This window comes from Bifidobacterium sp. B4079 (assembly GCF_026537385.1).
Taxonomy (GTDB): Bacteria; Actinomycetota; Actinomycetes; order Actinomycetales; family Bifidobacteriaceae; genus Bombiscardovia; species Bombiscardovia asteroides_I.
Genome location: NZ_JAFNMH010000001.1, coordinates 557,932 through 578,406, shown reverse-complemented (window position 1 = coordinate 578,406; position 20,475 = coordinate 557,932). Strand labels below are relative to the sequence as shown.

General features: G+C 55.3%; 17 protein-coding genes, 1 tRNA gene and 2 pseudogenes. 7 read left to right on the top strand and 13 right to left on the bottom strand.

Features of this window, described 5'->3' with window-relative positions; translation table 11 throughout:
* Window positions 1-234: 234 nt before the first annotated feature.
* The 7 genes and pseudogenes from J3T95_RS02470 to J3T95_RS02445 form a co-directional block, all read right to left on the bottom strand.
* Complete coding sequence (locus J3T95_RS02470) at window positions 235-948, bottom strand: HAD hydrolase-like protein (protein ID WP_267450281.1); 714 nt, start codon at window positions 946-948, stop codon at window positions 235-237.
* Window positions 941-1,288 (bottom strand): RNA polymerase-binding protein RbpA, encoded by a 348-nt coding sequence (locus tag J3T95_RS02465; RefSeq protein ID WP_220237292.1) that lies wholly within the window; start codon window positions 1,286-1,288, stop codon window positions 941-943. The genes J3T95_RS02470 and J3T95_RS02465 overlap by 8 nt, the downstream gene beginning before the upstream one ends.
* An 84-nt stretch (window positions 1,289-1,372) precedes the next feature.
* Window positions 1,373-3,937, bottom strand: coding sequence for a DEAD/DEAH box helicase (locus J3T95_RS02460; RefSeq protein ID WP_267450280.1), 2,565 nt, complete (start codon window positions 3,935-3,937; stop codon window positions 1,373-1,375).
* 13 nt (window positions 3,938-3,950) lie between these two features.
* Window positions 3,951-4,274: a hypothetical protein gene (locus J3T95_RS02455; RefSeq protein WP_267444957.1), complete on the bottom strand. Its 324-nt coding sequence runs from the start codon at window positions 4,272-4,274 to the stop codon at window positions 3,951-3,953.
* A gap of 21 nt (window positions 4,275-4,295) precedes the next feature.
* Window positions 4,296-5,393: pseudogene (locus J3T95_RS09185) on the bottom strand (helix-turn-helix transcriptional regulator); the annotation flags it as partial.
* 74 nt (window positions 5,394-5,467) lie between these two features.
* Window positions 5,468-6,251, bottom strand: a pseudogene (locus J3T95_RS09180) (helix-turn-helix transcriptional regulator); the annotation flags it as partial.
* Window positions 6,252-6,395: 144 nt separating this feature from the next.
* Window positions 6,396-7,826 (bottom strand): UTP--glucose-1-phosphate uridylyltransferase, encoded by a 1,431-nt coding sequence (locus J3T95_RS02445; protein WP_220237296.1) that lies wholly within the window; start codon window positions 7,824-7,826, stop codon window positions 6,396-6,398.
* A 179-nt stretch (window positions 7,827-8,005) separates the two neighbouring features.
* Here J3T95_RS02445 and J3T95_RS02440 point away from each other — a divergent pair.
* Window positions 8,006-8,079: transfer RNA gene (locus tag J3T95_RS02440), tRNA-Pro, on the top strand.
* A gap of 104 nt (window positions 8,080-8,183) precedes the next feature.
* Here the strand turns inward: J3T95_RS02440 and J3T95_RS02435 are convergent.
* Window positions 8,184-8,408, bottom strand: a complete 225-nt coding sequence (locus tag J3T95_RS02435) for a helix-turn-helix domain-containing protein (RefSeq protein WP_267431218.1) — start codon at window positions 8,406-8,408, stop codon at window positions 8,184-8,186.
* 232 nt (window positions 8,409-8,640) lie between these two features.
* On the opposite strand from J3T95_RS02435, the gene J3T95_RS02430 reads away from it, so the two are divergent.
* Entirely contained in the window at window positions 8,641-9,768 is a 1,128-nt protein-coding gene (locus J3T95_RS02430) for a tyrosine-type recombinase/integrase (RefSeq protein WP_267450279.1), read from the top strand.
* A 498-nt stretch (window positions 9,769-10,266) separates the two neighbouring features.
* Here the strand turns inward: J3T95_RS02430 and J3T95_RS02425 are convergent, their stop codons facing one another.
* Window positions 10,267-11,034, bottom strand: a complete 768-nt coding sequence (locus J3T95_RS02425; protein ID WP_267450278.1) for a TetR/AcrR family transcriptional regulator — start codon at window positions 11,032-11,034, stop codon at window positions 10,267-10,269.
* Between the two features lie 250 nt (window positions 11,035-11,284).
* Between J3T95_RS02425 and J3T95_RS02420 the strand changes: the two genes are divergently transcribed.
* The 4 genes from J3T95_RS02420 (at window position 11,285) to J3T95_RS02405 (ending at window position 15,114) form a co-directional block, all read left to right on the top strand.
* Window positions 11,285-11,746 (top strand): YbhB/YbcL family Raf kinase inhibitor-like protein, encoded by a 462-nt coding sequence (locus J3T95_RS02420; RefSeq protein ID WP_267450277.1) that lies wholly within the window; start codon window positions 11,285-11,287, stop codon window positions 11,744-11,746.
* A 269-nt stretch (window positions 11,747-12,015) separates the two neighbouring features.
* Complete coding sequence (locus tag J3T95_RS02415) at window positions 12,016-12,795, top strand: MFS transporter (protein ID WP_267450276.1); 780 nt, start codon at window positions 12,016-12,018, stop codon at window positions 12,793-12,795.
* Between the two features lie 211 nt (window positions 12,796-13,006).
* Entirely contained in the window at window positions 13,007-13,396 is a 390-nt protein-coding gene (locus tag J3T95_RS02410; protein WP_267450275.1) for a hypothetical protein, read from the top strand.
* 818 nt (window positions 13,397-14,214) lie between these two features.
* Window positions 14,215-15,114 (top strand): alpha/beta fold hydrolase, encoded by a 900-nt coding sequence (locus tag J3T95_RS02405; protein ID WP_267450274.1) that lies wholly within the window; start codon window positions 14,215-14,217, stop codon window positions 15,112-15,114.
* A 648-nt stretch (window positions 15,115-15,762) separates the two neighbouring features.
* On the opposite strand, the gene J3T95_RS02400 is transcribed toward J3T95_RS02405, so the two are convergent.
* From J3T95_RS02400 to J3T95_RS02385, 4 genes are all read right to left on the bottom strand, one after another.
* A complete protein-coding gene (locus J3T95_RS02400) occupies window positions 15,763-16,137 on the bottom strand; it encodes a hypothetical protein (RefSeq protein ID WP_267450273.1) in 375 nt (124 codons plus the stop codon).
* 198 nt (window positions 16,138-16,335) lie between these two features.
* The gene (locus J3T95_RS02395; RefSeq protein WP_267450272.1) at window positions 16,336-16,680 is read right to left on the bottom strand and encodes a hypothetical protein; all 345 of its coding nucleotides are present in this window, start codon (window positions 16,678-16,680) and stop codon (window positions 16,336-16,338) included.
* The gene (locus tag J3T95_RS02390; RefSeq protein ID WP_267450271.1) at window positions 16,677-16,949 is read right to left on the bottom strand and encodes a hypothetical protein; all 273 of its coding nucleotides are present in this window, start codon (window positions 16,947-16,949) and stop codon (window positions 16,677-16,679) included. Before J3T95_RS02390 ends, J3T95_RS02395 begins: the two co-directional genes overlap by 4 nt.
* Window positions 16,950-17,467: 518 nt before the next feature.
* Window positions 17,468-19,192 (bottom strand): ABC transporter ATP-binding protein, encoded by a 1,725-nt coding sequence (locus J3T95_RS02385; protein ID WP_267450270.1) that lies wholly within the window; start codon window positions 19,190-19,192, stop codon window positions 17,468-17,470.
* 399 nt (window positions 19,193-19,591) lie between these two features.
* Between J3T95_RS02385 and J3T95_RS02380 the strand changes: the two genes are divergently transcribed.
* Complete coding sequence (locus J3T95_RS02380; protein ID WP_267450269.1) at window positions 19,592-20,365, top strand: DUF1648 domain-containing protein; 774 nt, start codon at window positions 19,592-19,594, stop codon at window positions 20,363-20,365.
* Window positions 20,366-20,475: the final 110 nt, after the last annotated feature.

Sequence of the window (20,475 nt, the reverse complement as noted above, 5' to 3'; positions counted from 1 at the left end):
GGAGAAAAAATAAGCAATTTGACATAACTTACATTATCGGCCTATTCGGTCAGGGTTTCGGTTTCGCTAGTTTCCAGCGTTTTGTTCATAGTCATTCTATTAACACTGACGTTGCAATAGCACAGCTGCATTAACAAGCGGTTTGTCAATTGCATAGGGCCACCCAGGTGATTTCAGGTGGCCCCAGAAGTAATTTTGCTCGGGCTCAGTGCTGAATCTGATCGTTATCCTGACCTAGTCGAAGTAATTCTCGGCAGCTTGGCACAATTGGCCGACCTGGTCGATGACTCGATAGCAGCCGTGAGATTCCAGCTCTCCGGGTTCGGCATAGCCCCAGCCGCATCCTAGGCAGTCCAGACCGGTTTTCAGCGCTCCATCAGCATCAGTCCAGCGGTCACCGACCATGAGTGCTCGGTCTCCAAGTTTTGCATTGAAGCCAATCTGCCCAAGTGCATAGGTGATGACCTGGGCCTTGGTGATCCTGGTGGAGTCCTTGCTTGCGCCATAGACGCCATCAACCAGTGGTGCCAGTCCGAAGTGGTCGCATACCGGCAGTGCCTGGTACTCTGGTTTGCAGGTGGCCACAGCCAATGTCAGACCATGTTTGCGCATACGACTCAGCTGTTCGGGGATGCCGTCGAAGACGGTGGCGAGCAGGCGTCCAGGAATGTATTGGCCAGGATGCTCCGGATCCTTGAATGCTGCCATCTCGCTGTAATAACGCCGGTAGATCTGTACGCCCTTATCGACGTCTTCCTCCCTGATGCCGTTGTGGCGCAAGGATACTCCGATAGCTGGTCCGATGAATCGTCTGAGCTGGCTCTCATTGGGCACAGGATGACCAAGCTCTTTGAAAGTCTGTACCACAGAGGCGATAATGCCCGGATGCGAGGCGGTCAGGGTGCCGTCCAGATCCAGCAGAACCAGGCGGCGCGGTGATTTACTCATAATCGGGGAACCATCCTTCTCGGTGCATTTTCAGGCGCTTGTCCAGTACGGCCTTGAGCTCGTCCTCGGACCGGCGCTCCAGCAGCATATCCCAGTGGGTCCTGGTCGGTTTGCCGGTTTTGCCGGACTCCTGCTCGTCATGCCCCTCGAGTTGAGCGATCTGCCCGCAACGGCACTCCCACTCCTGCGGCACTTCAGCGCCCTCAGCCAGCGGCAGAATGGTCCGATGGCCCTTGGGGCAGATGTAGGCGACCTCGCTGCGTGCCGCGAAATCCACATTCTGATCGGATTCCAGGGACTTCGCCCCGATACTCATGCCGCGAAGACTGCGCTCTGCCATGATTCCTCCATACTCGTGTCCGTCACTGCCTCCAAGCTACAGAACAGTGTTGACCTGAAACTTATTCCCTGTCTGCGGCCGTGTTCACTCCACGCCCGTATAAGCCACAATGCCGCGATTGACCTGGTCGGCGGCGATGCTGGCGGTCCTGGCAAGGTGATGCCCTCCCCTGCCCAAGTAGTGTTCGACCTGAACGATCTGGGTGAGCACATCGGACAGGCGCTTGGCATTGCGCACAAAGTCCCCCGCCGTCAGATCGCTGTCGCGCAGGATGGTGGTCAGCGAGTCGCCACAGGCCCAGTCGTAGATGGTCGGCCCCAAGCCAAAGTCGAGTTCCGGGGGCAGTTCCAATCCGGCCTGATCGCAGCGTTCCTGCACTTGGGACCACTGACGTTTCATATCCTCCATGGCCTCAACCAGCCTGTGAGCACGGTATCCGGCCCTCTCCCCCGGCTGCTCCCCCACCCCACGGCGAGATTCGTAGACCAGTCCGGAGACTGCGGCTGCCAGTTCGGCGGGCTCCAGATCATTGAGGATGCCCCGATCAAGGATCTCTGCAAGACTCAGATCCTGCTCGCTGTAAATGCGCCGGAGCAGCTGGCCCTTCCGGGTCAGTCGGCAGACGTCTGGGTCCATAGGCCGGGTGTAGCACAGGTCAGCCAGAATCTGGCAGATCCTGTCGAACTGTCGTGAGACTGACCCTGTTTTGGACTCGTACTGTTCCCGGGTGCGCTGCAGCTCCTTATCCATGCGGATCCATCGGTTCCCCCAGCGCAGATGCTTGGGCAGGTCAGGGCACTGGCGGCAGGGATGGTTGCGCTCCTGCTCACGCAGCTGGTCGATATGCCGGTCAAGGTTGCAGAATGCCCGGTCGCGGGCCTTCTCGCTGGTGAATCGTTGCCGTTTCAGTCGGCGGCGATCGTTTTTCTGGGCCGAAGAGAGGGCCGCACGGATACGCATGAACTCGATCAGATCGCCACGGTTGCATTGAGCAGCTTTCCGGTAGTCCTCCAGGCCGCTGGTCAGGGTCTCGATGCGCTCCTCCAGCTCGGAGGCTGATCGGTTGGCCTCCCACTGGGCAAAGGAGTGGTCCAGGGTGTCCCGGGCACGCGTGTAGCTGGATGAGTTGAGCAGGTTGACGGCCATGTTGAAGGTGGGCCGGAAGCTGGAGTGCAGCGGGTAGACCCTCCGGCTGGACAGCGCACCCATGGTCTTGGGGCTGAAGTCCCGGTGGTCGACCACCACTACATGACCAATGTCGTCGATGCCGCGCCGGCCGGCTCGACCGGTCAGCTGGGTGAACTCGCCAGGCGTAAGAGCTACATGGCCTGTCCCGTCGAATTTCTCCAGCTTCTCGACCACCACGCAACGGGCGGGCATATTGATGCCCAAGGCCAGGGTCTCGGTGGCGAAGACCACCTTGAGAAGTCCTAACTCGAACAAGTGTTCGACTATCTGCCGAAAGAGAGTGACGACGCCGGCATGATGGGCGGCGAAGCCCTGCTCCAGAGCGAAGCGGAACTGGGCGAATCCCAGCGCTTTGAGATCCTCCTTGCTGAGCTGGCCGGCTGCCATGGAGTCCACGATGTGCCGTATGCGGCGGGCTTCCTCATCGGTGGTCAGCTGCAGCCCTGCTCGGATGCACTGCTGGACGGCCTGGTCGCAGCCGGTGCGCGAGAAGATGAAGTAGATGCCGGGCAGCATATCCATGAAGTCCAGCTCATCGACCACATCGGCCCGGCTTGGTCGATACCGCTCCCCCGTTCGCCGCTCCGGTCTGCCGCCCCGGCCATGACGGTGGTGGTGCCCCTGGTCGCGGGCCTGGGCGCGCTCCTGCCCAGCCTTGTCCAGCTGGGCCAGCCTGGAGACCAGACGCGGGTTGATCTTTGGGGTCTGCCGTCCTGAACCGTCATGCCGATACAAGTCCAAGATCTCGGGCTCGGTGTGCCTGTCGGCCTGGACCAGGACATGCTGTTCCAGCGGTACGGGCCGTCGCTCGGAGACCACCAGATGGGTGCGTCCGCGCACTGAGGAGATCCAGTCGGAGAACTCCTCCACGTTGGACACGGTGGCCGACAACCCCACGATTCGGGTTGAAGCCGGAAGATGGATGATGACCTCTTCCCAGACGGGCCCCCGGAAACGGTCGGCCAGATAGTGGACCTCATCCAGGATCACGTATTTCAGGGCCATCAGGGTAGAGGACTGCTCGTAGAGCATGTTGCGCAGGACCTCGGTGGTCATGACCACGATGTCCGCCTCGGAGTTGATGGAGGTGTCGCCGGTCAGCAGCCCCACCCGGTCCTCGCCGTATCGGTCGACCAGGTCATGGTATTTCTGGTTGCTCAGCGCCTTGATGGGGGTGGTGTAGAAGGTCTTGACGTTCTGTTCCTGGGCCAAAAATACTGCGAAGTCAGCCACGATGGTCTTGCCGGCGCCGGTCGGAGCGGCCACCAGGACGTTGTCGCCATCCTCAAGAGCGGTGATGGCCTCCAGCTGGAAGTCATCCAGGGGGAAGGGCAGCTTGGACTGAAAGCGTGCGGGAGCCCCGGTCATGCGCTTGCGGTGACGACTGAAACGGGCGTAGCGTTCCGCCGGCCCCGGTTCGGATGCTGTTGAATCCTGTCCGTGGTGACGATGACCTGACATGTTCCTCCAAGAACTACTTATTGAACTGCTTCCACCGCCGCCAGGTGCGGCCGTGGTTCCTCCTGCGCTGCTCCTTGCGCTGCAGGACCAGAGCATGGGCCTGGCTGTATCGCTCGGTTGACTGCGACAGGGGCAGGGCGAAGGCCGGACCCTCGGTCCTATCCGTTGCTTGGGACCGCCCTGCTGCCGGGGGTTGCGGCATGTGACGGTTCAGATCGTCCGAGACCCGCCCTATGGAGCGGCTGGCTGCCATGGCGTGGCGGATGGCGTAGACGGCTCCCCCGATCAGCATGGCCAGCATGAAGATCACCAAAGGGATCCAGATCCATCCAGGCATGTGACTCCTCTCCGACCGGGGCTAGTGCCGGTCCTGCTCCTTGTCGTGGGCGTCACTGATGGTGATCTCGCGTTGGGCGCGGGCCAGGATCATGGTGCGCAGGGTCTTGGGCGCCACTGCGGTGATGTGCTTGGCGTGGGCGATGCAGAAGGCTACGAACCAGGAGTCCGAGGAGACAGTCAGGTGGACTTTCTGCCCGGATCCGCAGGGCTCCACCGAGGCGCCCGGCAGCGACTTGATGTAGGGCAGATCCGGCCGGTCGGTAATGAAGACCGCAGCCGTGCCGTTGTCGAAGGACCACTTGCGTAGCTCGCCGACCGGCACATCCGGGAACTCCACCTTGTGGCTGGGCTTGACGATGGTCGCATGTTCGATTCTGGCTATTCGCAGAACCTGCCACTGCCGGTTGCGCCCGGTGCCCTGCTTGAGGTGACGGCTGGAATCCGAGGGAGCGTCTGCAGCCTCGGTGCCCTCTGCTGCATCGCCGATATCGGTCCAGGCGGCGACATAGTAGACGCCCTCATCCACAAAGATCTTGGCAGGGGCCACAACCTTGCGGCGGGTCCTGCCGGCAGCGTCCGTGTACTCCATGTCCAACAGGGACTCGGTCTTGATCGCCCGGCGGACCACCGAGAAACTCTTGGGTTCGGTCTCATACCCGGTAAGGGAGAGCCAGGGTGTCTCGCCTGGTCCAACATGCGTGCGCAGACGCTGATAGAGCGACTCGGCCTGGCTGCGGGACTGCTCGGGCAACAGGGGCGAATGGGCCAGGTAGTTGAGCGAGGCGGTCAGCATGCTCAGGTATTGGGGTGAAATGCCGGCCAGTCGCTCCAAGCCTAGTGAGTTGGTGGCCGAAACGATGCCGCTATCGTCCAGCAGGGACCAATCGATGTCGAAGAACTGGCTACCAGCCATCTCACCGTCGTCCGAGACCGTGGTCAGAGTGTTGATGTCCTTGTGGATGGTGTTGACATACTTGCGCAACTCTTCCTTGCTGTTGGGGTGGCCGATGAAGCGCTCAGCCAACTCGGCCAGGGAGAACTCCTCGCCCAGGTGTGCGGACAGGAAGAGCATGAGCCGCAGGCGGCGGTCCACCTCAGACCCGGTCTGGAAGGAGGATGCGCTGGCTCGGCGGGCGTGACGAAGGTCGGTATCGTCGTCGCTTAGGTCGGTGGCGAAATGCTCAACGCTGGTCCGAGCAATCTCCGGGGAGATGACCGTCGCCGCGCCGGGGCTCTGCGACTCGTCGGCCAGCTTGAAGCGGGCGGCTGCATCCAGACGGCGCCGGAAGGCATCTGCGGCCTCCTGCGGGCTGACAATGGAGGCATCGGGGTGCTCCAGGACGAACATGGCCAAATCGTCAGAATCGGCATAGGCTACATTCAGGTTCTCTCCGTCCACGTCCACCGTGGCGGCGAAGCGTCGCGAATCGATGACCTTGACCAAATCGTCGGGAATGCGCTGGGTACCCAGTCCCGGAGCTATGGAGTCCAGACCCAAGCCAGGGATGGGCACTTGCGGCACGCGGGGCGTGGTGCGTGAGACCGGTCGGGTCGGCTCCTCACAGGCCTCCTGGGACATGGCAATGGATCGCGCAAGGTAGTTGGCCGCGGCCAACACCGGCATGTCCTCCTGGTTGAAGTGCATGCGGATGCGCGGTTCATCCCCCAGCTGCAGACGGTAGGAGGCGAAATCCTGCCCCTCGGACTTGGAGGAATACTCCGGCTGCCGGGATTCGATGGCTATGCCCATGGCCGCCAGCTTGGCCCGGTCACGCTGGAACTGCTTGGCAAACGCGGCCTTGGCAGCCTGATCTGCCAGCTCGCCATAGGAGTCGGCATAGGCCTTGACCCGCTGTGCTATCTGTCGTGAGGTAAGCCATTGCGGAAAAGCGGACGATAAGACGGCTAGGACATCAAGTTCATGCTTGCCCCACTTATCCGAAAAACGCCGTCTTCCGTTCGTGCCTTCTGCCATCAGTCCTCGCGTATCGTTAAAATTTTGCATATCAGTGCGCCTAACGCACATCTAACTATCATAGATTGATTTTGGGGGCTGTGGGAGCCAAACATCCAAATACGGTACCATTTCTTGACAGGCTGAACGCTGCTGCACCTGGCCCTAGATCCACTCGTCGGGTTCGATCCCCTGAGGCCCCACATACTGGCCGTTGGGCACGTATGATGAGCGTCCCTGGTCGCGCAGATGGGCATCCGCATACAAGGCCACATCCCTGCCAAAGGTCCAGTCCCCTTCGATGGTGACCGAGTTGGCAGCCGCCAGGCTGGGAACCCCGTAGGGGAATCGTTCGTCGAAGTCGGCGATGTACTTGTAATAGCGCTCATCCAGCTGGACGTTGGGGAAGTCGTAGTTGCCGTCCTCCATCTCGTAGGAGTCGGTCAGATGGAAACGGTCGGAGCGCATGATGAACAGGTCGTCAGTGGTCTTGACCGGCAGGAAGCGCATGCGGTCCACCTGCACGCAGATGGCTCCTTCGAAGAGCGAGGCGGCAGAGCCCATGGCAGTTTCCAACTGCACCACGGGACGGGTGGAAGGATCGGTGGGATCGACGGTCTTGCGGTTCTCAATGATGGGCAGGGGCAGCACGCCCTTGTATTGGGCCAGCTTGTCGCGAAGGGCGTCGACCCTGACCCAGATGCTGTTGGTGTTGAAGTAGGGGTGTTTGCGGATGGACATGGCCGAGCTGCGGTCATGTGGATCCACCTGGGACATCTCCCGTAGGATGAGGTGCCCAGTAGCCTTGTCGATGACGATGTGGCCGCCTTTACGGTCGGCGTCGGTCCGCTTGGCTACCTCGATCATGAAGGGCGCTCCAGACTGTGCGAAATAGCCGGCCAGGGTCCTTGAAGGCCGGGCGCCTAGGTTGTCAGAGTTGGAGATGAACAGGTAGTCGATCCCCTGCTCCTTGAGTATGTCCAGCAGTCCGGTCTCCCAGATGGTCGAGAAGATGTCGCCGTGGCCGGGAGGGCACCATTCCAGATCGGGCTTGGCTGGGAAGTCGACCGGGCGGCCGGTGTCGGCGTCGATCTTGGGCTCGATGTGCTGAATGATCTCCATGGGCACATCATTCTGGACGAAGCGGCGGTCCTGCCTGACGACCCGCATAGTGTCTCGCGAGGTGCGGAAGGAGTTCATGAAAATCAGCGGCAGCGGCACCCCCAGGCGTTTTCGGGCCGTCAGCACCTGGCCCATGATGATGTCCAGGAAGCGCATCCGACGGGCCTTGTGGCGGCGGATGGGCAGCAGGGACTTGGCCTTCTCCAGGCCCATAGAGGTGCCCAGCCCACCGTTGAGCTTGATGAAAGCGGTGCGGGAGAACGCGTCCAAGGCCATGTCCATGTCCATGGAGTCGTGGATATCTTTGGTGCGGGGCACGTCCTTGAGCGGGGCGACGTCCTTCTCGCGCACACAGGCCTTGGCATCTCCCCGTTCCCAGGTTTCGTAGAGGTGCTGGAACTGGCTGATGGAGACTTCGCTCATGCCCCTCTCGCGCATCTTCGCGGCCGAAAGGTCGAAAACGTCTGTGCTCATGAAACCCCTTCCGGGCTGGGACGACTTGCGGCCGACGCGGGTTGCGCCGACCGTCCAAGATCATGATAGCAAGTTGATCATGTGGCCTGGCTTGTCTGGACTCGTCTGCCGGGACTCGCCGGACCGTTGTCGACCCCGCTACCCTGTGCTACTATCTCTACTCGGTGCTGATGCACCGTCGGGCCGTAGCGCAGTTTGGTAGCGCACTTGACTGGGGGTCAAGGGGTCGCGGGTTCAAATCCCGCCGGCCCGACGAGATAGCAACAATTCCAAGGCTTTCGGGCATTGGAATTTTTTGTATGCCCCCAATCGGGCACATTTCGGGCACATCGTATTGGTCTTATGTGCCCGACGGGCTCATTGCGGCCTCACCATGTTGGTCTCGATTAGGGCCAATACATCCTCCTGCCGGTACCTCACCAGACGCCCTATCCGCACATATGGAAGCTCGATTCTCTGCGCCCTCCAGGCGTTCAGGGTGCTCACCGGAATCACCAGAATCTCCGCTGCCTCGGCCGGCGTCAACAGCTTGGCCGGCACCGGGACCGGATTCCCGCCCGTCATCTCCGTCATTTCGCTCATACCTGCTCCTATGCGTCAGCGCGGGCCGCCGTGAGCCTGTGCTGGTCAGTACTAATCGGAACGAGTTGTTATGCGACGCATAGAGGTTGATATGGCAAAGGCATGGATACACGATAGATGGCTGAAAAGCGCGCAGGTCGCCATCACGGAAGGTCATCACACGAAGGTCGAACCGCCTTCGTCGGCGAAGCATTCTCTGGCTATGCACGCCGACTAACCCGACAAGGCGAAAGTGCCCGAAAGATTCAAATCGAAGGACTTCGGGAAGGGGGCGCGCTGGGAGGTGCGCTGGCGGGCCGACGGCGCCGGGAGGCGCAAGCTGTTCGGTTACCGGTCCGACGCGGAGGCGTTCATGGCCGAGATCGAGGACCGGATACGCTCGAACCGGTACATGGACCCCAAGGACTCCTGCAGACCCTTACGGCAGGCGGCCGACCTCTGGCAGCAGGGCTTGGCAGGCACAATCAAGGGCTCGACCGAGGGGCGTTACAGGCGTGAGCTGCGCGTCTGGGTCCTGCCTCAATGGGGGGACGTGGCCTTGAAGGACATCACCACGGTGCGGATCCAGCACTGGTATGTCAGCCTGGCGGAGGGTAAAGCGCCTTACGGCGGTGAACGGGGCTGCGGCTCCGCGCTGTCCGCCTCCTCGATCCGTTCGGTGGGCAAGATCGTGTTGGGCTCGATTCTGGATGTGGCGGTGGAGAACCGCTGGATTGACGCGAATCCGGTGGCGAAGGCCAAGGTGCCGCACAACAGGGCGGTTCAACGGAGGATATATCTGGCCCCTCAGGAGATCAAGGTCATCGCGGGGCAGATGGACGAGGCCAGCGCCACGGCCGTCTACCTGCTCGCGTACACGGGGCTGCGAATCGGCGAGGCCCTGGCCTTGCGGTGCGGGGACGTGGACCTGAGCAGGAACAGGATCAACGTCCTGCGCACGCAGTCGGTGGATGCAGGTTCACGCTTGGTCGAGACGTTGCCGAAGGGCAACAGGACCCGTGTCGCGCCTATTCCCAGCCAACTGCTGCCCAGAGTCAAGACCTTGTTGGAAGACCATGGCCCGGAGGACTACCTGCTGCGAGGACCGCGCGGCGGCAGGCAGAGCACCACCAACTGGAGGAACCGGGTGTGGGCACCGGCCCTGCGGGATGCTGGCACGCAGGATATCGAGGGCCTGGTCATCCACTCCCTACGCCACACCTATGCCTCGCTGACCATCAAGGCCGGGGCGGATGTGAAGACCCTGCAGGCTGTCCTGGGCCACGCCTCGGCCACCGAGACCCTGGACACCTACGCGGATCTGTGGCCCAACCGCACCGGCGAAGTGGCGGAAGTCATCGGCCAGGATATCCAAATCTGACCGGATGCGCATTTTGTCTTTGCTACGCACATTCTGGTAGACAGCCTGTCTTCAAAAGGCACCAAAACCCAGATGGTGCTTGTGCTCTTTACTCAGTATAAGCGCCATCTGAGTTACGGTTCGTCAGGCATCAGGCAAACTGGAAAAGCGCCCAGGAGGGCCTGATCTGAATAATCCAGAGGGACGATGATAGCTGGAGGTTGAGAAGAACTGCTGTCAGCTGACCCTAACTCCTGGCAACGCCGGCGTGTTCTATGTGCGGACTGCTACGAGCCGAAACAGGTACATTAGTGTATCAATGTGCCCGAAATGTGCCCGATTGAATCGGTAAAAAGAGTCCGGTCTTCGAATTGTTTACCTAATCCCTCGATATTGACAGGCACGTTGAGTCTTTCCTTGTTGGACCGCGCGTTTCCTCCGTATTAGTTTGTACAGCAGATGCCCCATAGCCAGCACCAGTGGCTTGGGATGCATCTTCTTCCGGGCGCACCAATTCAGTCAAATCAATTTTACTGGTGGGCTGGTTTGTTGGGCTGATTTTTCCCTATTTGTTTCACTCCCCTCATCTTTATCGCTAAAAAGGTGAGCAACTTGCTCAACTGAAAGGGAGCCTTGCAATCTTGTGGGTATGCGGCTGGAACACGTAGTGACTTCATCTAAGACCTGGAGGAACACCGCCTTATCTGGCTTGCTCGAAGATTCGGTCCTCCTGGCCCATTCCAGCATAAGTTCAATGGCAAGCTCCACCATGCTTGTGGAGGACAGGATCGCGTTCAAAGATTCGGGCTGCTCAAATACTGCATGCCGAAGAGTGCTCGACCATGTGGGTATTTTTGCGTAGAGAGCGTGAAGCAGGGTCTCGTTCTCCAGTATCAGATGCAGTCGTTGGACGATGGTCCCAACGTCTTCGATTGTGGCCATATCTGTAAGACCGGTGATTGCACGCGAGAAAAAGGCAATCGGCTCTGCTTCCGTATTCGCTGCATCAAGCAGCTGAGCTGCGAAAAGATCCCATGCCTGTATGTCACGAGGCAAACGCAAGATGATATCTTCTTTTTGTGGGAAATAGCGAAAAAGAGTGATGGGTGTCACTCCGGCTTTATCAGCGATTTGTTTGACTGTAACCTCGTCATATCCATACTCCGCAAAGAGCTTCAATGCACATTCACGGATATAACGGCGGGTCGATGCCTTTTTGGATACCTGCCATTTCTTCCGAGCTATAACTGCTGCCGTCGAAATGCCTCGCATGTCAGTTTCCGTCACCAATTCCTCCAACTCATTTTTTGTCTCATACCGGCATTTTATCCGCTTGCGAGGTGAACACGGCCGCGCCTCCCCTTGGCGGCTGCCGATGAGAAAAGTGGTCCAGCATTGACCCTATAGTTCATATGTAGTTGTGTTACATTTTAATTTTAGCAGATACCTTGCACATCAGGAGCGACAAGCAAGAAAACCTGTTACAGGAAATCAAACGGATTCTGGGTATAACCGCGGAACCGAGAGAGGTGCAAACATGGAGATTTTTCAGGTAATCTGTGACGGAATCGGCGACGATAAGAAATTTCTGCCGGTGCATACAGGTCGGGGAGAGGACTTGTCCCCAGGTTTCCATTTGTCGTCTCTGCCTCAAGGTACTGAGACCCTTGCGATTGTATTGAGGGATGAGAGCCATCCACTCTTCGGATCCATGACGCATTGGCTGATCTGGGATTTGCCAGCTAGCTGCGACATTGAAATGAACATTCCTAAAAAGGGCAATCCAGGCAGAGGAGAAGCAAGGCAAGGGATCGCCTATGGGTGGCATCGGTATCGTGGGCCTAAACCACCAAGGGGAACAACCCATAAGTATATCTTCACTGTATTTGCGGTGTCACAGAAGCTTGATTTAGGTGGGCTGACAACATATAAACGGCTTCTTGAATCCCTGCAAGACAAGGTGCTAGGCAAAGGCAGTGTCGAGGGTTTCTACGAATGAGTGACGCAGAGGAGGCATCTCCCACTGCCCTCCATGCTGCGTCACAGTTGTTTGCAATTCTGCCAATTCTCCCGCGATTGGCATTGATGTGGAACTCAATGAACGGCTTCCATGTGAAGCATTGGAACTTACTGGTTCTCAAAAAACGAGATGAGATGAGTCGCCAGTTCAGCGGGACCGGAACCCATGCCCCTGATGAATCAGCTTAGTTGGGATTGCACGTACCTATTCAGGACCGATGGAGATAATTGTAAAAGTAGAGGTGTGAAGTGAAAAAACTCAATAAGGAATGGCTGATGCTTGTCGGCCTCTATGTAACTGAAGCCGTATTGTTTGTCAACACGACTGCATTCAACCTAGCTCTTCCCTCAGTAGCGAGATCATTTAATGCGTCCACTGCCGAGCAGCAATGGGTTGTATCTGTTTATCCATTATGCTTCGTGGCGGTGCTGCTTATCGCTGGTTTCTTTGGTGACCTAATCGGGTACAGACATGTTCTCCTAACAGGATTGACTTTAAACGCTGCTGCTTCAGTTCTGGGAGTCGTGGCCGCCAATATGGCAATGCTCATCGCTGCGCGAGCCTTGCTCGGTGTAGCTGCTGGAATGTTCATACCCATGGGCCTTGCTTTGATTACCACCTCATTCTCTGCGAACAATAGGAGCAGGGCGGTGACGATTTGGACGGTGGCTGGGACACTTGGCATTCCCCTGGGGCCGATCATCGGTGGCGGGATGACCCTTGTCATGGGGTGGAAAGGTTTGTTCATCTTTGACGTCATAGCCATGGTAGTTGCGTTAGTGCTCAACTGGACCTTTCTGCCCAAAAATCGGTCTCAGGGACGGGCTAAGACTAAATTCCCTCTGCTTCAATCTTTGCTTATGATCGCGGGAGTCAGCTTATTGTCAGCGGGACTTATCAATGCGCAAAAGGTGCTGTTGTCGTGGACGACGTTGCTGCCATTTCTCTTCGGCCTTACTCTCGCAGCGCTTTTTGTATTTGTCGTTGGCCGCTCGGATACGCAGCTCACAGATTTAAGTCTTATTTAAGTCTTATGCAGTTCACCTCATTTAAAGTCAGTTCCGCTGCTTTGCTGCTATCACCAGCGACTACCAGTGGTCGTCGCTGCCCCAGCTGCGACATTTCAGAGCCACGTATTCCGATCCCCTGCCGCCCATCTGGATGCTGGTGGACTGCCTGTCCTACGGCGATTTCAAGAAGATCTTCTACAAGGGCGTCGACCCCTCAATCAAACGGTAGTTGGCATTGCAGCTGGGCATCATGTCCAACAAGCCCGGCGTCAGCAACGAGAAACTGCTGCGCGATTGGCTTGAGAACATTCGGATCGCCCGCAACAAGACCGCCCATTACGACCGCTTCTGGAACTGCATCGACCCCAAGATGACACCCATCAAGCCCAAGCTCTACCCTAACGACGCCACCTGGTGGGGCAACCAATGGGAGCCCTTCCGCCGGCCGGAGTCAAAAGGTCCGGCGGGATTCCTGACCATTGAGCACTACCTGCTGAACCAGCTGGGCATCACCTACTGGCGCAACAACTTCGTGGGACTGATGAACCGTTACCCCAGCATCCCTCTGAAACACATGGGCTTCCCGGACAACTGGCAGACACTGCCCATCTGGCAATAACGCTACACCCTTTTCACCCAACAATACTGCGACTAGAACAGGCAGGCAGTTTTGGCGCATAGCCTTATTCCAGGCTCGTATTGAGGGGCAAGCTGTTTGCGGTTGCGCAGCGATCGCAAACAGTGCGGCAGCGGAATGGTCGAGCTGATCCAGCTCGGCGGGGTTTCGGGGCGGCATCCCCAATACAAGCTTTGCTGCCCACACAAGTCAGATAGCTTTCTCACAGAAAGCAAGACATACCCGAACCACAAGATCGCAGGCCCCCACCATTTGGGCAGCGCACGATTCCATAGTGTTATCCCTGGCCACGTCTCAATAATGCAAGATTCACCGATACTCATCTCAAAGAAGATTCCATCAGAACCTCAACCAGTCTCCAACTCCTCTGCTCGTTCTCATGTCTGGCTCGTCAAGGCTCTCCCCTGCCGAGCAAACCACCAACCCTGCGATGTGCGACCGCTTCACCAGGCTTGGCCTCGACTCCGTGCTGTCCGATTAGAATGACGAGGAAGACTCCCGACATGAAAAGAAGCCCTCCGACTTTTCCCTGTATGCGCCGGAGACCTCTGATTCCAAGGCAATAACATGAAACAACTCGCTGTCAGTTCTTGTATTTGACGAGAACAAAACACTGTCCCAGATTATCTCCATGACTATGTGCCTGTCGAAGTGTCCGAGGTTTTCAGAGACTTCCTACACGGGAAACTCGGTTGCATATGCGACAATTGTCTTAAGTCTTTGGACTCTCAGACAATTGGTCTGAGCCCTTGAGTACCACGCATCAGACATTAGGGATTGCCATAAATCAGATAGAGACCTTGCACCTGAACGGTGTCGATCAGCGGTATTGCGTTCTTGGCGAGAAGCCCGAGAACCCCGTCCTACTCTATCTGCATGGCGGGCCTGGAGACTCCTGCCTGCCACTTGTCAAAAAGTACAACTCGGCTCTTGCCCGGCACTTCAATCTGGTGGTCTGGGATCAGCGGGGTGCGGGACTCTCCTACTATCCCTTCACCGAAGAGAACCATCCCAGCATCGACACCTACGTCGAAGACACTTACCAGCTGAGCCGGTATCTGCTGGAACGCTTCCACCAGGACAAGCTCTACCTGATGGGCCATTCCTGGGGCAGTGCCTTGGGGGTCAAGTTCATCCAGGTGCATCCGGAGCTCGTGCATCACTACATAGACAGCGGCCAGGTGGTCAATATGCAGGCCATCACCAGGGAACAGATCGCCTTCGTGCGCTCCCATACCAGCGATGCCAAGGCCCTGGCCTTCCTGGACAGCTACTCGGAAGCAATCGCAGGGCAGGACTGGGTGAAGGCCCTGCTGAAACTCACCAAGCTGGTGGTCAAGCACGGCGGCTCCCTCTACGGCCGCTCCAATATGAGCAACCTGATCTGGCCCTTCCTCACCTCCGGCCGTTACTCCATCAAGGAGCTGTTGAATCGCCAGAAGGGCTCCATGCAGTCCGTCACCTATCTCTGGCATGAACTGATGGACACGGATTTCACCGACATCCACCACTTCGAGGTGCCGGTCACTTTCTGTGAGGGCAGACAGGACCACCACGTCTCCTCCGCCATCGCCCACGACTGGTACGTGGCAATCGACAGTCCCAAAAGCTGGTACTGGTTCGACCACTCCGGCCACTTCCCCAAATGGGAGGAACCCGACCATTTCCTGGGATGTGTGTTGCAAGACTTAAGTCGATAACTGATCGCAAAACCAGAATCCTTTTTCTTGCCAGTAAAGCACTTCCGCAATATGCTTTACTGCTGCTCTACTACAAGCTGTCAGCTACTGTAAACTCGTCTATATGCTCCAAGTAATTACAGGCAACCCCATGGAAGATACGGGCGCAGTACAATACCGTCAGCCGGTGAGGGTGGGACACAAACGACTGAATGTCGCGGTGTTCGGGGACACGCATGGTAGCGTCCTGAAACTGGTGCTGCTTTCAGGGTGTGGGACCCTTCCCCTCTGTATGACTTCAAGGCTCTCATTACTGAACTGCAAAACTCATACTGTCTGATTGTTGTGGAGAAGTCCGGGTATGGGTTGAGTGACTGATCTCGGGATCCCAGGGATATCGACACGATGTTGGACGAGACCAAGGCGGCGCTGCAGGGGGCTGGAGTGACTGGGCCTTATGTGTTTTTCCCGCTCAGTGTCTGGGCTTGAAGCACTTTATTGGGCCAAAGCAGTACCCTGACGAGGTGGAGGCCATCATCGGATTGGATATCCATGCCACAGGCTTATGAGACGCGCAATCTGGTGCCTCCCGCCACAGCCACGGCACTGTTGGGTGCCCTTTGCCGGACAGGACTTCCCTGTCTCCTGCTCAGATTGACTGCGAACCAGTCACCCGCCATCAAAGCAGGAAGTTTGTTTGCTGGAGATAAGGCGGCCTACCGTACCCTCTTCTTCAAGAACTTTGTAGATCCGGACATTCAGCGAGAAATCAACACGGTCAAACGCCAACGCCCGCAAGGTCATGGGAGTTGGATTGCCGCAGGTCAGGATGCTGCAATTGGTTTCCAACGGGAAAGGCACTGGCTTCCGCAAGGATGAGTGGCGTTCGATGCAGGAATCCTTCAAAGCGCAGCAAGGTAACTCACAGATACGGTATTTCGATGCCCCCTGATTACCCACGACTATGTGCCTGAACAATTGTCCGGGGCCATCAGGGACTTTATAGGCGGAAAAGCTGACCGATTCAGCAAGGTTATCCGGCATACACTTACATCTAATCCCTGAACCAGTTCCAAGCAATCTCATTTTATATAGTCAGACGATTTCTGTGCCAATGTCAGCATACGGCTCCTCCGGGCTAATCCAATCGGGTACATTTCTGGATATATGCATGAAGCGGACCGCTGTATTGCGGTCCGCTTCCCATCCCGATACAGCTTTCAGGGGAACAAGACTGAATGTCTAGGCTTTCTGGGCAACCAGGAACTGCTCTGCAATCTGCCGCCACATCTCCGAGGGCTTGATTCCCCTCTGCCGTGCCTGCCGCTCAACGCCCTCCTTCAAGGCAGGAGGGGCAACGAAGCGCACCACCGGCGACCTTCCATGCTTTTCCTCTCCCACACGAGGCCGCCCAAGGGCAATGCGTTGGGCCTCTTCAACCGTTGCCGTTCCAGTCGCCTTCATCAGGTACCGCGCACCGCCTCCAGGACGACGGTTGGGGCGTCCGCTGCCCTTCACTTCACCTGCCGTGACCTTACGGTCCAGTTCCTCAAGCTCCGTCAGCTGCTTCTGCGTCAATTCGCTCATGATTCCTCCTCGTCATCTTCATACAGCAAATACCGCCAGTTGTCGGTCAAAGGCATGGCATGGAACACCACCACATTCTGTGGGTACTCCCGGCATCCCACCTCCAGCCAATCGTCATCCAGCGCTCCGGCATGTGGATGACCGACGAACATGGTCACGTCGGGGTCATCCCCCTGCTGGTCGTCGCCGACAGAATGGGCGATCGCATAGATCGCCTCTTCTGTCGTGACTCCATGCTTGAACGCCGACGGCGCGAATTTCATCCCCATACGTTTAGTGTAGCATAAATATGTGGCATTGATAATGTGGCAACTAATAATGCGATGACCGATACCTTTATGTCACCTCTGCTCATGGGCACATTCCTGCGTATTTGAGAAAGCGTTTAGCCATCGAGCCGACGAGCCAGGTCAGACGGGATTGGCCTTCATCCCTTTGGCGCCAACCCCGAAAGACAGCATTAGAGGCAAGCTGTTTCCGGTCGCCACGCGACCGGAAACAGTGCGGCAGCAGGATGGTCGAGCTGATCCAGCTCGGCGGAGTTCGGGGCGGCAGCCCCGTAAGAACAGCCAAGGTCAAAAAGGTCATGCTATGGATGCCTGGCTAGCGTCAAAACTCATCCTCCCATCAATATAAGAGTACGTTGATTTTTAGACGGATTTTGGAACACCTAACTCGACGAAACGACTCCCGGAATCCACATCTCGCAGCCCGTGTCAAAAACGACCGTTTAGGAAACATACGTTAGATGCCTTCACCAAGCAGAATTGCACATCATTGCTACTCCTCACAACTCCACTTTACCGTGCGCCTGAGCCTCTATTAATCTCCTGTAGTACTCACAACGATTCAAAAGATCCGAATGCTTACCCTTATCGAGCACTACGCCATTTTTAATAACTACAATCCAATCGGCTTCAAGGATGAGGGAGAGTCGGTGAGCGGAATAAACAACGGTTGTATCTTGGAACCTGTTTCGTATGAGTTCAGCCACTTCTTCTTCAGCGAGACCGTCTAAATTAGATGTTGGTTCATCCATCAGCAATAGCTTAGGATCTCTAATCAGAGCTCGCGCAAGAGCTATTCGCTGTTTTTGCCCACCAGACAATGATAAGCCTGACTCCCCCACATAGAGATCCAGCAGATTCTCTTGTCCGATACCGGTAATGGATAAACCGACCTGAGTCAGCACGAATATCATGTCATCATCTGTCGCTGTTTTCCTTCCTAACTTTAGGTTATCTCTGATGGTGCCGGTGAGAATGCATGGCTCTTGCTCAACGAACGCAACTCGTTCTCGTAACTCTGAAATATCAAGGTCAGAAAGATTGTGTCCATCGATAGTGATTTTCCCACCAATAGGCATAAAGAATCGTTCCATCAGGCCAAGGCATGTCGTTTTCCCTCCGCCAGATTCTCCGACAAGTGCGGTAATTTTCTTTGCTGGCACAGCAAAACTCACTTCAGACAAAGAGTGTTTTTGCTCAGGTGGATATTGATGATACACCTCATCAAAAACAACAACCGGAGCGTCTGCGAGCTTCAGAACTCCCGTTTTCTCCGCGTTTTCCTCCTCTGGCACCGCCATGAATTCGTCAATTCTCTGTACTCCAACCAAAGCCTGCTGAAATTGACCTACTGCAGAGGCTATCGCTGTAGTTGCTGACGAAAAATAGGAGAAGTACATCAAAAACATGACAAGGGCAGTAAATTCCATATTGCCGAGAGCGACCTGATATGCACCGTAAAGAATGGCGAGGATATTGCCAACTTGCGACAGAATTTGAGTAATCGATCCTAAACCACTGTAGAGATAGATTAATTTTTTCCCAGATTGGAATGCCCGCGATATCACATTATAAAGTTTCCTTTTTTCTCCGTCTATAGCGTTATATGCTTTTAGTACTCTCATTGCAGAGGCAGACTCTTGTACGCTTAGAGTCATCCCCATCGATGCATCCTGAATTTCATTTTGCCATTTCTTAATGGGTCTAGACACAGCCATTACAAACAAAATTGAGATGATCGATGGAACGATTACTATGACAAAAAACAGCAGATTTATCCTGATTAAGGCCACTCCAGACCCTACTAGTAGAATCGCAGCCTGTACAAGACCGAGAAACTGCGTGGGAATTGACTTTATCAATGTAGCATCACCGGTAATTCTCTGGGAATACCAAGCAGGAGGATTGGCTTCACGATCCAGTACTCCCATACGGAAGAACTTTTCCACCATTCGATGTCGAATTGAATATACCTTTTGTTCCCCTATTTTACCGATTAAAGCCTGCTGAATGGCAGTTAACACCGCCCCTAAAATAACGAGGACTCCCAGCATCACTGTAATACGTGTTACCGGAGACTTCTGTTGCACCCCAGCAATCAGATCTCCACTTAGCCTGGGCTGCATAAGTGTCACAGCTTGAGTCAACACACCCAAAATCAAAGAGACAGCATATACACCTGTGTGACCTTTAAGGTATTGCCATATAAATTGATGCTGCTTCAATACATGCTCCTGATGCTAATGTCTCATATTCCAGCGAGAACATAATGTCGTAACCGATATACACCCCATGATATCTAGTACCCGTATCTTATGTAAACCACGCATATGTTCATTTTTTCTATCGAGATTTTGTTCAGTTCTATAAGAAGTCACAGCCCATAAACTGCAACATAACTTGCGCATGCAACTGAAACCAAAAGATGAACAATTTCATTCTTCTCATGAAGTGTTACACCTACTGCATTAAGCCCAAATTGTTATAGCCAAGAACGTCTCGATCCAGGCGAAGACAGTCATTTAGAACTCATAAACGTTTTGCTTACCACATGGCACTTCTTCAACTGACAGCATACAATGGCACATAGGTTTATACGCTCAAGAACAAGGTGGTTTAGCTCGATGAAATTAAAAGTCCAAGATGATAAAAATCTCAACCGTAAGATGCCGGAGAGTGTCGATCAGGACACCTTAACCGACAGAAACAGACGAACGTTATGGATTTTCCGTATTATTATGTGGAGCATTTCAATTTTTGTGATTGCGATTGCTGCGATCATTGCCCCAATGATGCCGGACACTATTCCAATTCATTTCGATATTCACGGCCACGCAGATAGATGGGGCAGTGGATCTAATGTTTTTCTGATACCTTTCGAAACGAATATTACATTCGCAGGAATATGGTTCCTTATGGAGCTATTTGTAAGACGATTCCATGGAATCGGAAATGACTCTAACATGTCTCTGTACACATCCCTAAAGATTTTATTGATAGGAGGCATTTGGGTGCAATTCCTCCTATCTCTAATTACCGCTGATTTATTGTACGGAGGGTTTAAGCAAATATCATCTTTTTCAGACAATGACATAATTATTCGGCTTTCAGGAGTAGCCATAGGAGTTTGCTCTTGTATCGCAGGAATGGCGATGCCTTTGGTGAAAGGAATGCATATTAGTGGACTCCCTAAAGATTCTAAGCCCTGGAAAGTATTGCAATATCAAGGTTCAGCAGTTTTTCTCGCAACTGGGGTGCTAATGCTTCTGCTGAGTGTATTGTTGCGCGGAATATGGATTATTTGGGGTTTCTTTTTTGCAGCGTCAATAGAAGCTGCGGTTCTTACCCTGTTATCGTTTAGGGCCCGAAGAATGCAATATACAAAAAAAGAAAACTGAGAGGTTTTATATGCTCGATTTTACAAATTCTGTAAGCGCTATTGCATCTTCAAAAGAGCGTCAAAGGCATTATATTAAAGCTTTATCCGAATTGCGATATTGAGGTAACT